Annotated in this window: 15 protein-coding genes; 4 read left to right on the top strand and 11 right to left on the bottom strand. The window is 67.6% G+C overall.

What is annotated here, in order from left to right:
• Position 1: 1 nt before the first annotated feature.
• The 7 genes from EV651_RS03590 to EV651_RS03560 are packed head-to-tail and all read right to left on the bottom strand — an operon-like array spanning position 2 to position 7,198.
• On the bottom strand, positions 2–946 hold the full coding sequence (locus tag EV651_RS03590) for a glycosyltransferase (RefSeq protein WP_133781866.1): 945 nt from the start codon (positions 944–946) through the stop codon (positions 2–4).
• On the bottom strand, positions 943–2,226 hold the full coding sequence (locus tag EV651_RS03585) for a hypothetical protein (RefSeq protein ID WP_133781864.1): 1,284 nt from the start codon (positions 2,224–2,226) through the stop codon (positions 943–945). The genes EV651_RS03590 and EV651_RS03585 overlap by 4 nt, the downstream gene beginning before the upstream one ends.
• Positions 2,227–2,228: 2 nt before the next feature.
• A complete protein-coding gene (locus tag EV651_RS03580; RefSeq protein WP_166658475.1) occupies positions 2,229–3,350 on the bottom strand; it encodes a class I SAM-dependent methyltransferase in 1,122 nt (373 codons plus the stop codon).
• A 32-nt stretch (positions 3,351–3,382) separates the two neighbouring features.
• Complete coding sequence (locus tag EV651_RS03575; RefSeq protein ID WP_133781860.1) at positions 3,383–4,042, bottom strand: PIG-L deacetylase family protein; 660 nt, start codon at positions 4,040–4,042, stop codon at positions 3,383–3,385.
• Entirely contained in the window at positions 4,042–4,875 is an 834-nt protein-coding gene (locus EV651_RS03570) for a sugar phosphate nucleotidyltransferase (protein WP_133781859.1), read from the bottom strand. The genes EV651_RS03575 and EV651_RS03570 overlap by 1 nt, the downstream gene beginning before the upstream one ends.
• 29 nt (positions 4,876–4,904) lie before the next feature.
• Positions 4,905–6,137 carry a class I SAM-dependent methyltransferase gene (locus EV651_RS03565; protein WP_133781857.1) on the bottom strand — a complete coding sequence of 411 codons (1,233 nt, stop codon included), beginning with the start codon at positions 6,135–6,137 and terminating at the stop codon, positions 4,905–4,907.
• A complete protein-coding gene (locus EV651_RS03560; protein ID WP_133781855.1) occupies positions 6,137–7,198 on the bottom strand; it encodes an NAD(P)-dependent oxidoreductase in 1,062 nt (353 codons plus the stop codon). Before EV651_RS03560 ends, EV651_RS03565 begins: the two co-directional genes overlap by 1 nt.
• Positions 7,199–7,444: 246 nt before the next feature.
• On the opposite strand from EV651_RS03560, the gene EV651_RS03555 reads away from it, so the two are divergent.
• Positions 7,445–7,834, top strand: coding sequence for a type II toxin-antitoxin system RelE/ParE family toxin (locus EV651_RS03555; RefSeq protein WP_202870135.1), 390 nt, complete (start codon positions 7,445–7,447; stop codon positions 7,832–7,834).
• 20 nt (positions 7,835–7,854) lie between these two features.
• Positions 7,855–8,172, top strand: coding sequence for a helix-turn-helix domain-containing protein (locus EV651_RS03550; protein WP_202870134.1), 318 nt, complete (start codon positions 7,855–7,857; stop codon positions 8,170–8,172).
• Between the two features lie 13 nt (positions 8,173–8,185).
• Here EV651_RS03550 and EV651_RS03545 read toward each other — a convergent pair whose 3' ends face one another.
• From EV651_RS03545 to EV651_RS03530, 4 genes are all read right to left on the bottom strand, one after another.
• Positions 8,186–8,845 carry a hypothetical protein gene (locus EV651_RS03545; protein ID WP_133781851.1) on the bottom strand — a complete coding sequence of 220 codons (660 nt, stop codon included), beginning with the start codon at positions 8,843–8,845 and terminating at the stop codon, positions 8,186–8,188.
• Positions 8,842–9,180, bottom strand: a complete 339-nt coding sequence (locus tag EV651_RS03540) for a hypothetical protein (RefSeq protein ID WP_133781849.1) — start codon at positions 9,178–9,180, stop codon at positions 8,842–8,844. The genes EV651_RS03545 and EV651_RS03540 overlap by 4 nt, the downstream gene beginning before the upstream one ends.
• A gap of 111 nt (positions 9,181–9,291) precedes the next feature.
• Entirely contained in the window at positions 9,292–9,960 is a 669-nt protein-coding gene (locus EV651_RS03535; RefSeq protein WP_133781847.1) for a hypothetical protein, read from the bottom strand.
• A complete protein-coding gene (locus EV651_RS03530; protein ID WP_133781845.1) occupies positions 9,960–10,310 on the bottom strand; it encodes a hypothetical protein in 351 nt (116 codons plus the stop codon). Before EV651_RS03530 ends, EV651_RS03535 begins: the two co-directional genes overlap by 1 nt.
• 116 nt (positions 10,311–10,426) lie before the next feature.
• On the opposite strand from EV651_RS03530, the gene EV651_RS03525 reads away from it, so the two are divergent.
• Together EV651_RS03525 and EV651_RS03520 are read left to right on the top strand one after the other, a co-directional pair.
• Positions 10,427–11,803, top strand: a complete 1,377-nt coding sequence (locus EV651_RS03525; RefSeq protein WP_133781843.1) for a UDP-glucose/GDP-mannose dehydrogenase family protein — start codon at positions 10,427–10,429, stop codon at positions 11,801–11,803.
• Positions 11,800–13,038, top strand: coding sequence for a glycosyltransferase family 4 protein (locus EV651_RS03520; RefSeq protein ID WP_133781840.1), 1,239 nt, complete (start codon positions 11,800–11,802; stop codon positions 13,036–13,038). Before EV651_RS03525 ends, EV651_RS03520 begins: the two co-directional genes overlap by 4 nt.
• The last annotated feature ends 1 nt before the right edge of the window (position 13,039 follow it).

The raw sequence follows: 13,039 nt of genomic DNA, 5'->3' as shown, positions 1-13,039 counted from the left end.
GCTACGCGACCTCCCCATGCCCGACCACACCCGAGCTCTCCGGGATCTTGGTCGGCGGCGTGGCCGGCTTGCTGTCCTCGATGCGGCCGGTCGAACGGCGGACCGCACGGCTGGCCATCCACCGGGCCAGGTGGCCATAGCACTCGCGGCGGTCGGCCGACGAGAGCGGCGCCCGGCGGATGCCGCCGACGAAACCGTTCACGTATTCACCGATCAGGCGGACCATCGGGTGCCGCAGCCGGCTCGCCCGGCGGGGCTCCATGTTCGCGGAGCGGGAGCGGATCGTCGGCTTCGCCCGCTCGGCACGGTCCGGATGGTCACGGCGGAAGAACAGCAGCTCCGGCACCTGGTAGAACCGGCCGTACAGGGCCAGCTCGGCCGTGATCGTGCGGTCGGAGTGGTGGTAGCTGCCGTTCAGCGGCGTCCGGCGAAGAATGTCGGAGCGCATCACGCCGTAGAAGTCGTCGCCGCCGACGTCGAACAGCAGACTGCGGAACCGGTCCGGTGCGTGCGGGTTGGCGGTGTCGAGCGGGTAGTCGACCTTGAGGACGATGTCGCCGGCGCCGTCGATGATCGCCTGGTAGGCGTGCGCGAGGACCAGTTGCGGGTCGTCGTCGAGCGCCTCGATGCAGCGAGCGAGCAGATCCTTGCCGTAGAGGTCGTCGTACGAGGCCCACTTGAACAGTTCGGTGTCGGAGTGCTCGAAACACCAGTTGTGGTTCGGGGCGGCACCGAGGTTCACCGGTTGACGGAAGTAGCTGATTCGCGAGTCCTTCGCCAGGTACGCCCGGCAGATCTCCTCCGTGGCATCGGTCGATGCGTTGTCGGAGATCATCAGCAGGTAGTCGCCGTAGCTTTGTCCGAGCAGGGCGTCCAGCGACTCCGCCAGGTACTTCTCGCCGTTGTAGACCGGAAGGCCGATGGTCAGCCGTGGTACCGCGTTCATGTGCTCCTCATTTCCGGAACTTCCTGCCGATCGACAGGATCTTCAGGCAGGGCCGATTCCAGCTGCTTGCGCTCGCGGATCCCGGCCCGCAGTGTGAACCACCAGACGAAAGCGGCGGTGAAGGTCGCGCTCGCGGCTCCCCAGGACGAACCCAGCGCACCACCGATCGCGCCACCGGTGACCCCGCCGACCAGGTAGCAGGCGGAGGCGAACAGCTGGGCCTTCAGGCTGCGCCGAGCCACGCCCAATGCGCGCAGACCTGCGGCGGCACCGGTGTTGAATCCGGCGAAGGCCACCGACAAAGTTGCCGGAAGCACCAACGCGGAAGCGGTCAGCCAGACCTGGCCGAGCAGGGCGTGCCCCCACTTGTCGGGCAGGGCGACCAGTAGTAACAGGCCCCACGCCAGGGCGGCCAACGCCTGCGCGCCGCCGAGCAGCAGACAGAAGATCGGGAGGTGCCGGACCGATCGGCGCAAGACCCGGGCCGCTTCCGGCACCGCGACCAGGCCGACGCCGGACAACACGATGAAGAACGGCCCGAGCAGCATCTCGGCGCCGCGGACGGTACCGACGGCGGCGACCCCGGCGAACGCGCCCAGCCCGTACATCCGCAACTGGTACGCGCCGCTCTGCGTCACGTTCTCGGTCAGGTAGCGCAGACCGAGATCACGATGCTCGGTCGTCCAGTACCGAGCCCGCGACACCCGCGGCACGACACCGGCCTGTATGCCGCTCACGAGCGCGGCGACGGCACCCGCACACCCCCAGGCCAGCACGAACCTGGTCACACTCGCTTCGCGCGACGCCACGTACAGCAGCGGGATCAGAGCCAGCGCCCAGGTGAGGTCACTGACGAACGCCTTGCCGCCTTGCCCGGAGGCGAAGAACGCGAACCGCCAGCTGTCCTGCAGCATGAGCCCGGGCAGGATGATGCCCAGGGCAATGAATGCGGCGCCGATCCGGCCGCCGAGCGCGACGCCGACCGCAGCACAGACGGCACCGGTCAGCATCCCGACGACGATCGCCGTCCCGGACGAGCTCGCGACCGCCTTCCGCCAGATCGGACGTTCGGCACCGCTGAAGCGCACGGCCAGCGGGTCCGTCGCGAGACCGCGGGAGATGTTGACCACTACGCCGTACGTCACCCAGGCCAGGCTGAACGCGCCGAACTCCAGCGCGCCGAGCTGCCTGGCCACGACGATGCCCACGATGAAGCTGACCATGCTGGTCACCGCCTGGTCGGCAAGTCCCCAGGTGAGCCGGCGCAGGACGCCGCGCATCGTCAGCGCCCCCTCTCATGCGGTTCGGGGAGTGGGACGAGGTACGTCGTACCCCAGCCGCCGTCGGCCTCCAGTTGGGCGATGATCTCGTCGGCGATGTCCCACGTGAGAACGAGGACGATGTCCGGCCGTGCGGCCTTCAGGTCCTCGATCGGACGGATCGGCACCATGCAGCCGCCCGGTACGCGGCGGCCGTGCTTGCCGGGGGCAAGATCCACGGTGAACGGCAGCAGCTCCGTCGTCACCTTGCTGAGGTCGAGGAGCACCGGCGCCTTGGAAGGAGCGCCGTACCCGAGGACGGTGCGGCCGGCGGCCTTGTGCCGGGCCAGCTCGTCGTGCAGCGCGCGGGCCGCATGCCGCGCGGCCTCCTGCAGGCTGCCGAGCTGTACCTCGTCGGCGATGCCCGCGGCGTCCTCGTCCTCCAGCACCACGTCGATCGAGGCGTCCGGTTTCGCATCGGCCGTGTGCCGGAGCATCACCATCAGGCTGCCGCCGAACATGTCGACCTGCTTCACCGACTCGACCGCCAGCCCGTGAAGGGCAGCGAGGTTCCGCAGCGCCCGCAGCGAGACGTAAGCCCAGTGCCCGTGGCGGATGGTGTCGAACTGGTTCCCGACGAACAACGGCAACAGGTGGTGGAACTCCATCACCAGCAGGCCGCCCGGCGCGAGCCGTTCCGCGCGAACCTCGAGCATCTCGCCGTACTGCGGCTCGTGCACGATGCCGTGCACATCGATGATCAGGTCGGCCTTCTCGCCGTCACCGGCCAGTCGTGAGCCCGCGGCGTACAGGTGCTCGAGCCAGGAACCCCCATGGTGGCTGGCGAACTCGAAGACGACGCTGTCGTGCAGTTCGGGGTACTCGGTGAGCAGCTCCTTCACCGACTTCTCGGCATGCGCGATGCTCGTCGCCGACTCCACCGCCAGCGGCTCCTCCGGCAGTTGCGCCTCGACCGGACCGAGCTGGACCAGCGTGCAGTCCCGGCACAGCCACAGCTCCAGCGGCCAGCGCGGATCCGGCCCCGGCGTGTCCGCGGGCGGGAAGTAGTCGGCACACGGCTGCGGCCCGAGGTCGACCACAGGTACGACGTTCTCCGCCGCGCAGCCGCGACACTTGAAGCTCACTTCCGCTTTTGAAGTCAACAGAGTCCCCTCGTTCACCATGTCAGCGTGGCTTTCCCTGTCGTGAAGGCTTCGGCGTACGGCGCTCGGCACTCCATCCCGCGGAGCCGGGCCAGTCCGGCGAACACCTCTTCGTCGAACCAGTCGTGCGGGACCTGTGACGGGTACGCCTTGTGCAGCAGCGCCACCTTGTCGCGCAGCTGCTCCTCGGTGAGTTCGACGTACAGCCACGGACGGCTGAGATCGCCGTCCCACTTGGGGATCTCGTAGTGCAGCACCAGATGGTTGCGCCAGACCGTCGGCGCCAGCTCGGCGATCAGCCGGTGGTCCTGGTGTGCGTCGTTCTTGCTCGGGGCAAGCACCAGGTCAGGCCGGCGCCCCGTGTCACTGCCGCGCGCGGTTGCCTCGAGCAACTCCTTGGTCTCGTTCCAGTACGCCGGCAGCCGCCCGTCCGGTAGCTCGGCCGACGTCACGGTCACCTCGCAGTCCGGCAGGAACAGCTCCGCTGCGCGGCGGGCCTCCTCCAGGCGCACCGGCGTACCGGTCGCGATCACGAAATCGGCGGTCAGCTCCGGCACCGACTCGGCCAGCTTGAGCAGGGTGCCGCCGCAGCCGATCTCGATGTCGTCCGGGTGCGCGCCGAGAGCGACCAGGTGGACCGGTCCGTCGATGAGGCCGAGCTGGAACGGCAGCATCAGATCGCCACCACCACAGGCGCCTTGTCCACGAGCTTGCCGTTCTGCTGGCGGGCCTCGTGGCTCCACAGCGCCCACGGCTTCTTGCCGGACCGGTACAGCTCCTCGAGCTGGCTGCGCTCCTTGAGCGTGTCCATCGGCGCCCAGAACCCGTGGTGCGGGATCGCCTCCAGCTTGCGCATCGCGGACAGCCGCGGGAACGCGTCGCCGACCAGGTCCTCGTCCTCGTGCAGGACGTCGAAGATCTCCTTCTTGATCACGAAGTACCCGCCGTTGATCCACACGTTCAGATCGGCGGCCGAGCGCAGCCCGGTGACCCGCGCTTCGTGGTCGAACTCGACCACGTGGAACGACGCCTGCGGCGGGACCGCGAGCAGGCTCGCGGTGATGTCGCTGGTCATCACATGGTCGACGATCTTGTCCATCGGCGCGTCGGTCAGCACGTCGCCGTAGTTCGCCAGGAACGCGTCGTCGTCCTCCAGGTACGGCCGGACCCGGCGCAGCCGCTCACCGATGCTGGTGTCGATCCCGGTGTCGACGAAGGTGATCTTCCACTCGCTGATGTCGGAGTCGAGCAGCTCGATGCGCTGCCCGCCCTTCGTCATCACGAAGTCGTTGGAGACCGTCTCCTCGTAACGCAGGAAGTACTCCTTGACCGCGGACCCCCCGAAGCCCAGGCAGAGGATGAACTCGGTGTGGCCGAAATGCGCGTAGTACCGCATCACGTGCCACAGGACCGGCCGGTCGCCGATCGTCATCATCGGTTTCGGTGCGGAGTCCACGCCGCTGCGCATCCGCAGCCCGAAGCCCCCGCAGAAGATCACGACCTTCATCTGACTTCCCTTCCCCCCAACGCCTTTGTTCAGATCACTTCGAGCCGCGGAATGGGCACGACGAACTTCGCGCCCCACTCCCGTGCGTAGCCGAGCTGGTGGACGATCTCCGCGCGCAGGTTCCACGGCAGGATCACGATGTAGTCGGGGCGCGTCTCGGCCAGGCGCTCCGGGGCATGGATCGGGATGTGCGTGCCGGGCAGGAACATCCCGTGCTTGTGCGGGCTGCGGTCGACCGTGTACGGCAGCAGGTCCTCGCGGATGCCGCAGTGGTTGAGCAGCGTGTTGCCCTTGCCGGGAGCGCCGTACCCGGCGACGAACTTGCCGTCGCGCTGTGCCTGGATCAGGAACTCGAGCAGGTCGGACTTGATCTTGAACACCTCGGCCGCGAAGCCCAGGTGACCCTCGACGCTGTGCAGGCCGGCGTCCTCCTCGTCCTGCAGCACCTTGCCGACCAGCTCGGTGGGCTCACCCGCGGTCTCGGTCGGCGTGCTGAAGACGCGGAGCGAGCCGCCGTGGCTCTGCAGCTCCTGGACGTCGACAACCGTCAGGCCGGCCCTGTTGAGTGCGTCGGCCGCGGTCTTGAGAGTCAGGTACGAGTAGTGCTCGTGGTAGATCGTGTCGTACTGGCGATTCTCGATCAGCCGGAGCAGGTGCGGGAACTCCAACGACACCAGACCGTCGTCCTTCACCAGCGCGCGCAGGCCCTTGGCGAAGTCGACGATGTCCGGCACGTGCGCGAACACGTTGTTGCCGACGACAAGATCCGCCTGGCCGTGCCGTTTCGCCGCGTCGGCGCCGGTCGCTTCGCCGAGGAAGTAGCTCTCGGTGCGGATGCCCTTCTCGTTCGCGATCTTCGCGATGTTCGCGGCCGGCTCGATCCCCAGTACCGGGATGCCTTCGGCAACGGCGTGCTGCAGCAGATAGCCGTCGTTGCTCGCGGCCTCGACGATCAGGCTGTTCTCGTTCAGGTTCAGCCTCTCCTGCATGTCGACGACGAAGCGGCGGGCGTGCTCCACCCAGCTGGTCGAGTACGACGAGAAGTACAGGTAGTCGCTGAACACGTCGTCGGCGGCGACGTACGCCGGGAGCTGGACCAGCAGGCAGTTGTCGCAGATCCGCACGTTCAGCGGGTAGAACGTCTCACCGCTGTCGATCTGGTCGGCGCGCAGGAAGCTCTCGCACGGCGGCGACATGCCGAGGTCGACGAACGTCCGGGTCAACGGTTCGCCACAGAGGCGGCAGGCGACGGTCTCGCTCATCAGTTGAGCTCCTTCGGCCCGGGGAACTGCTCGTCGGTCTGGCGGCGCAGCTGGTCGTCGACCAGGCCGGCGCCGAGCAGTTGCTGGATGCGGCGCAGCCGGACGAACTGCGCCGAGTTGAAGTCGTCGAGCGTGAGGCCGTGCCGCCGGTAGGCGTCGTACAGCTCGTCGACGCCCTTGCGGACCGTCCACTCGAGCCTCAGGTCCGGGAACGTCTCGTTGAGCTTGCTGAAGTCGACCTTGTAGTTGCGCAGGTCCGGGCCGGCGCCGTCGGCGATCGACAGGGTCGACCCCGGTACCGCCTCACGGACCATCTCGGCGATATCGCGGACCTGGACCACGTCCTCGGAGCGGCCGACGTTGAACGCCTCGTCGTGGATCGTCTCCCGCGGCGACTCGAGCACCTTCAGGAACGCACGGCTGATGTCCTCGATGTGCACCAGCGGCCGCCACGGGGTGCCGTCGCTCTCCAGGCGGACCTGGCCGGACGTCATCGCGATCGCCGTCAGGTTGTTGACCACGATGTCGAGCCGCAGCCGCGTCGAGGCGCCGTACGCCGTCGCGTTCCGCAGGTACGTCGGGCTGAACGTGTCGTCGGCCAGCTTGGACAGCTCCTGCTCCGCCAGCGCCTTCGTCTCGCCGTACGGCGTTACCGGGAACATCTCCGCGTCCTCGGCGACCGCCTCCGACCCCGCGGCGCCGTACAGGCTGCACGACGACGCGAACAGGAACCGCCCGACACCGGCGTCCTTCGCCGCTCGGGCGAGGTTCAGTGTCCCTTCGAGGTTGACCGAGTACGTGGCGTCGCGGTTGAGGTGCCCCAGCGGATCGTTCGACAACGCGGCCAGACAGACCACCGCGTCGTACCCCGTCAACTCCCCCGCCGTCACGTCCCGCATGTCACGCGGCACGCGCGCCCCGATCGGCTCCGGCCCGCCCAAGAGGTCGCACCCCTCGTACAGCCCGGTGTCCAACCCGTCCACCTGATGCCCCGCAGCCCGCAGGAACGGCACCATCACCGCCCCGATATAACCGCGATCCCCGCTGACCAGAACCCTCATCCGGCGTCCCCTCACCCCAGCCCACACCCCAAGCACAGCCTCTGTCGCCCATACAGATCAGCGGAAAGCCGTCCTGATACACGCAATCTCACGTATTCACCCCCGACCCCCGGCACTCCCACCGCCCGCCGCCCACACCAGCAGGAAGAGGTCACGGTGTGTACACACCACCTGACCTGAAGCCCCGGCTGGAACACCCCGGGTGCCAGGACCACGTTGCTATATGTCGCCTACGACATATACTGAGTGAATGGTGGACCGGCTCTACGCGATCGAACTGGAACCGGAAGTCGAGCCTGGCTAGAGAGCCTGCCTGCCAAGCACTTCCTCAAGGTCGAGGAATATGTCGGGCTCCTCGCCGAGCAAGCCGCGTCGCTGGGCGAGCCATACGCACGTCATCTTGGTGACGGCGTCCGCGAGTTACGGCCCACCCTCGACGGCGCGGCGATGCGGATCACCTACTGGCTCGCTCCGGACCGGGTCGCGGTCTTGCTGACGGTCTTCCGCAAGACACGGATGCGAGAGGAAGCCGAGGTCAAGCGGGCGCTGGTGGCCAAGCAGATCTGCGAGACTCAACACGGACCAGCGCATGAGGAGTTCGTTCGGATGATCGAGGGAGGAGAGATCGAGCAATGAGTCAAAGTCGCTGGAAGACCGTGCGTCAGCGGAAGCTCGGCGCGGAAGCCGTTGAACCTGAAGATGTTGTCCAGGCACGGCGTGAGATCCGTTTGTCGATGGCTCTCGCCAAAGCTGTGTACGAACGGCGGGTTGAGCTCGGTCTGACTCAGAGCCAACTGGCTGATCGCGCCGGGCTGACGCAGGCCAAGATCTCGCGCATCGAAGGTTCGGACACCGTTCCCACCCTGCCGCTGCTCTCGAAGCTTGCTCTCGCGCTGGACGCGTCGCTCAACATCGCGCTCGACGGCGACGAAAGCCGCATCTCGTTCACCCCGCACAAAACCGACGCGGCCTGAGCACAAGCCCGGCTCAGCGTTCCTTCGACTTCGACGCACCAGGACCAGGCAGCCGGTTGACATTCGCCTCCGGCGCCGAGGCCGGCTTCGGCGCCGTGCCGGCCGGCGGGCTGTCGCGGAGAATCTGGCGCAGCACGTCCTGCGGCATCGGCAGTCGGTGCGGCGTGGTTTGTGCGCCTGGCTGTTGCGGACCGACGTCAGGACGACCGCCGCCGGTCAGGCCGTGCAGATTTCTGTCCTGTTGACCGCGGACCCGTCCCAACCGGTCGCCCGCGATCGCAGCCGGATCGTCGCGGCGATGGTTGAAAGCCACGATCTGCCGGACCGGTTGCGCGTTCGGGTCCGGAACCACCCTGCCGTTCTCGACCTTCGGCAGTGGGTCGAATTCGCGATAGACCATCCGGTGCGACGGCCGCGGGCGCTCACGGGTGCCGCCCTCGTCGAAGACGTCTACCTTGATCTCCGCGGCGTCCCGGAGATCATGCGACGACGGACCATAGCTGAGCTGCTTGCCGATGTAGTCACCCTCGCGACCGTCGCGGAGCGCCGACATCGCGTCCCGGAAGGCCTCGAACTCCCGGCCGGCGTCACTCGACGGGTCCTGCTTCCACGCCTCATGCAGCTTCGTGACCTCGCGCCGGAGTTCGGGATGAACGACCAGCCGGTAGGTCACCGCTTGTCACCGCCACCCTCCGGCTCGTCCAAGCCCCATTCGCGCAGCATGTCGTCGTACGGCACGTAGTCCTCGGGGCGCGCGTTGGCGAGGCGTTCACGGGTGATCGCCTGCATACGACGGTCGGTCTCCGCCTCCTCCTTGAGGTCTTCGTACTCCGCCCATTGCTCGAAAGAGATGACGACACCCTCCGGCCGGGGCTGGTCACCGAAGAAGACCGGCTCGGTGTTGCCGGAACGGAAGAGTTCGAGCACCCTGCCGAGGCTCTGACCGACGGTCGGGGTGTCGATGACCCGGACTCGGTCGCCGTTCGGCAGGTCGTAGAGGGCTTCCATGATTGCTCCGATGCGGGAAGGTCGGACACGTTCCGTGATCCAGGATAGTTTCGGCTCCGATTCTCTCGCGGGAGATTTCCACAGGGGTTGATCAGGACGGCGGGGAGGCAGTCAGCGGTCCTTTGACTTCGAGGTGCCGGGAGCCGAGGGTCGGCTGACGTTCGCCTGCGGGGCGGCAGCCGGCTTCGGCGCAGTGCCGGCCGGTGGGCTGTCGCGCAGGATCTGGGCGGCCTTCAACAAGTCACCCGGCACCGGGATCCGGTGTGGTGTCGTCGGTGCGCCCTCTCGCTGAGGGCCCACCGACGGTCGCTCTCCCCCGCCCAGCCCATGCAGCTCGGGCTCCAGCAACCCGCGCGTCCGCCCCAGACGATCACCGGTGACCGCTGCCGGATCGTCGGCTCGATGCACAAAGGCGACGACGTGCCGGTACGGCTGGGCGTCAGGATCCGCGACCACGCGGCCGTCTTCGACCCTGGGAAGGGGGTCGAACTCGCGATACGTCAGCCGGTGGGACGGACCGAGAGGCCAGCCGTCGTCCTTGTACTCGTCGAACACCGGCACCTTGAGCTCAGCACAGTCCCTGAGATCGTACGAGCTCGGGCCACTGGTGAGCCGCTTGCCGCCGTACTCCGCCTCCCGTCCTTCCTGCAGAGCTATCAGTGCCTTGATGACGGCAACGTACTCCTTGGCGGCATCCCCCTGCGGGTCCTGCTCGCGGGCCGCGCTCAGGGCATCGACATCAGCGCGAAGGCCCTTGTGGAGGATCAAGAGGTACCGCATCAGTTGCCTTTGGGGCCAGGCCCCTCGTCGTCGACGTCGAGGTCCCAACCACCCTCACGGGCGGCGTCCTCGAACGAGATCCAGTCTTCTGGACCGGCGTTCGCGAGACGTTCGCGGGTGATGTCTGCCACGCGGCGGTCGGTCTCGGCCTCCAGTTTGAGCGCCTCGTACTCGGCCCACTGGTCGAACGAGATCACGACGCCTTCCGGGCGGCCCTCGGAGCCGTAGAAGAGGGGCTCGGTGGCGCCCTCGCGCCACAGCTGGACCGCCCTGCCGAGGCTCTGTCCCGCGGTGTCCGTGTCGATCACCATGGCGGTGTCGCCGTTCGGGAGGTTGTACGGGGTCTGCATGACTGCTCCTGATCGGTGGGGCGTCGGCACGTTCTGTGATCAGGATAGGTTCCGGGGCGGATTTCTCGGGGGAGATTTCCACAGGGGTGTATCAGGGGGGCGGGGCGGGCGCTCTCATGGGCGCTGTGGGGGACGTGGGGAGACCGCGTCATGAGCCTGTGGGGGGCGTTATGAAGGTTGCCGTATTCGGCTTGGGGTATGTGGGGTCGGTGACGGCGGCATGTCTGGCGGCTGCTGGGCATGAGGTGTGGGGCGTGGATGTCGACACGGCGAAGGTCGAGCCGATCGCCCAGGGTCACAGCCCGGTCGTCGAGCCGGGGCTGGACGATCTGGTCGCGGCGGGTGCCACGTCGGGACGGTTGCACGCGACAACCGATCCGCGGCTTGCGCTCGAGCGGGCCGATGTCTCGCTGATCTGTGTCGGCACGCCGTCGACGCAGGCCGGTAGTACGGATCTCACCTATATCAAGCGTGCGGTGCGTGACATCGCCGAGGCGGCGCAGGTCGTCGTCCGGCCGGAGTCGGGTTTTCACAGCATCGTCATTCGCAGCACGGTCCCGCCGGGAACCGTCGACGAGGTGGTCGCCCAGGTGCTGGCCGAGATGCCGCCGCCGGACGGGCTCACGTTCGGTACGGCGATGTGCCCGGAGTTCCTGCGCGAGGGGTCCGGTCTCGCGGACTTCTACGAGCCGCCGTTCGTCGTGGTCGGCACCCGCAACCCGAAGGTCGGTACCGCTCTGACCGACCTGTTCGCGTTCCTCGGCAAGGACGTCCAGGTGGTCGACGTCCGTACGGCGGAAGCACTCAAGTACGCCTGCAACGCGTTCCACGCCACCAAGGTCTCGTTCGCGAACGAGATGGGGCGGATCTTCCGGCACTTCGACGTGGACTCGCGCGAGGTGATGAAGATCTTCGTCCAGGACACCAGCCTGAACATCTCGCCGTACTACCTGAAGCCCGGCTTCGCGTTCGGTGGCTCCTGCCTTCCGAAGGACCTGCGCAGCGTCCTGCACCTCGCGCGGATGCACGACACCGAGCTCCCGCTGCTGGCCGGCACGCTCGCCACCAACGAGCGAAGCGTCCGCGACGTCGTCGACCGCGTGATCGCCGGTCCGGGCCGCGAGATCGCGCTGCTCGGCCTCAGTTTCAAGCACGCCACCGACGACCTCCGCGAGAGCCCGAACGTCGAGCTCGCCGAACGGCTGATCGGCAAGGGCTACAACCTGCGGATCTACGACGCGATCGTGAACCCGGGCCGCCTGGTCGGCGCGAACCTGCGACACGTCACGTCCAAGCTCCCGCACCTGCAGCGGGTTCTCACCGACGACCCCGACGCGGCGCTGGCCGGCGCCGACGTGGCGATCGTCGCGGCGACTGACCGGCCCGCCGTGCAGGCGCTGCTCAGAACACCACCGGCGCGAACCATCGACCTCAGCGGCCGGCTCGGCGCCGATGTCGAGGCGCTGCACGGATACGAAGGAGTGGGCTGGTGAGCGGTCCGCGCGTCCTGATCATCATCCAGAACCTCTGGGTTCCGTTCGACCGCCGTGTCTGGCTGGAGTGCCAGGCGCTGGTGGCGGCCGGGTACGACGTCACGGTCGTCTGCCCGAAGGGTCCGGGCGATCCGTCGTACGAGGTCATCGACGGGGTGACCGTGCACAAGTACAACGCGTACGCGCCGGGCGGCAGCAAGCTCAGCTTCGTCTGGGAGTACGCGTACTCGTTCCTGGCCACGCTCCGGCTGGTCTTCCGGGCCCGCAAGGCCGGCAAGTTCAAGGTCCTGCAGGCCTGCAACCCGCCGGACATCTTCTGGCCGATCGCGATGCTGCTGCGCCGGTTGGACGGGACCAGGTTCGTCTTCGACCACCACGACCTGTGCCCGGAACTGTTCCAGTCCCGGTTCGGCGGCACAACCAGCCTTCCCTACAAGGGATTGCGCTTCCTCGAGCGGATGACGCACCGCAAGGCCGACCACGTGATCTCGACGAACGACTCCTACCGCCGGATCGCGATCACGCGCAGCGGCAAGGCAAATCACGACGTGACCGTGGTCCGCACCGGGCCCGACCCGGACAAACTGCTCCGCGGCGCAGCGGACGAGTCGCTGCGCCGCGGTCACCGCTATCTCGTCACGTACATCGGCGTGATGGGTCCGCAGGACGGCGTCGACATCGTCGTGCGCGCCGCCGATCATATTGTCAACAATCTGCACCGCACCGATATCGCGTTCACGCTGATGGGCGGCGGCGACTCGTTCGACGACGTGGTCGCGCTGCGGGACGAGCTCGGGCTGACGAAGTACGTCGAGTTCACCGGCCGGGTGCCGGACGAGACGGTCCGCGCGGTGATGTCGACCGCCGACCTCGGCCTGTCGCCGGATCCGAAGAATCCGCTCAACGACGTGTCGACAATGAACAAAACCATGGAGTACATGGCCTTCGAACTGCCCGTCGTCGCCTTCGACCTGATCGAGACCAAGGTCTCCGCCGCCGACGCCGCGGTGTACGTCGAGCCGAACGACGTGGCGCAGTACGGCGACGCGATCGCAGAACTGCTCGACGACCAGGTCCGCCGGCGCCGGATGGCGAAACTCGGCCGCGAACGCGTCGAGCAGGTGCTCGCGTGGAAGCACCAGCAGAAGGCGTACGTCGAGGTGTACGACCAGCTCACCGGACACGTCAGCCACCTCGGCACCGTGGCCGGCATCCGCAACGCGACGGGGTCCTGAC

It is taken from the genome of Kribbella sp. VKM Ac-2571, assembly GCF_004362255.1.
GTDB lineage: Bacteria > Actinomycetota > Actinomycetes > Propionibacteriales > Kribbellaceae > Kribbella > Kribbella pratensis.
This window is presented reverse-complemented; position numbering and strand designations above follow the sequence as displayed.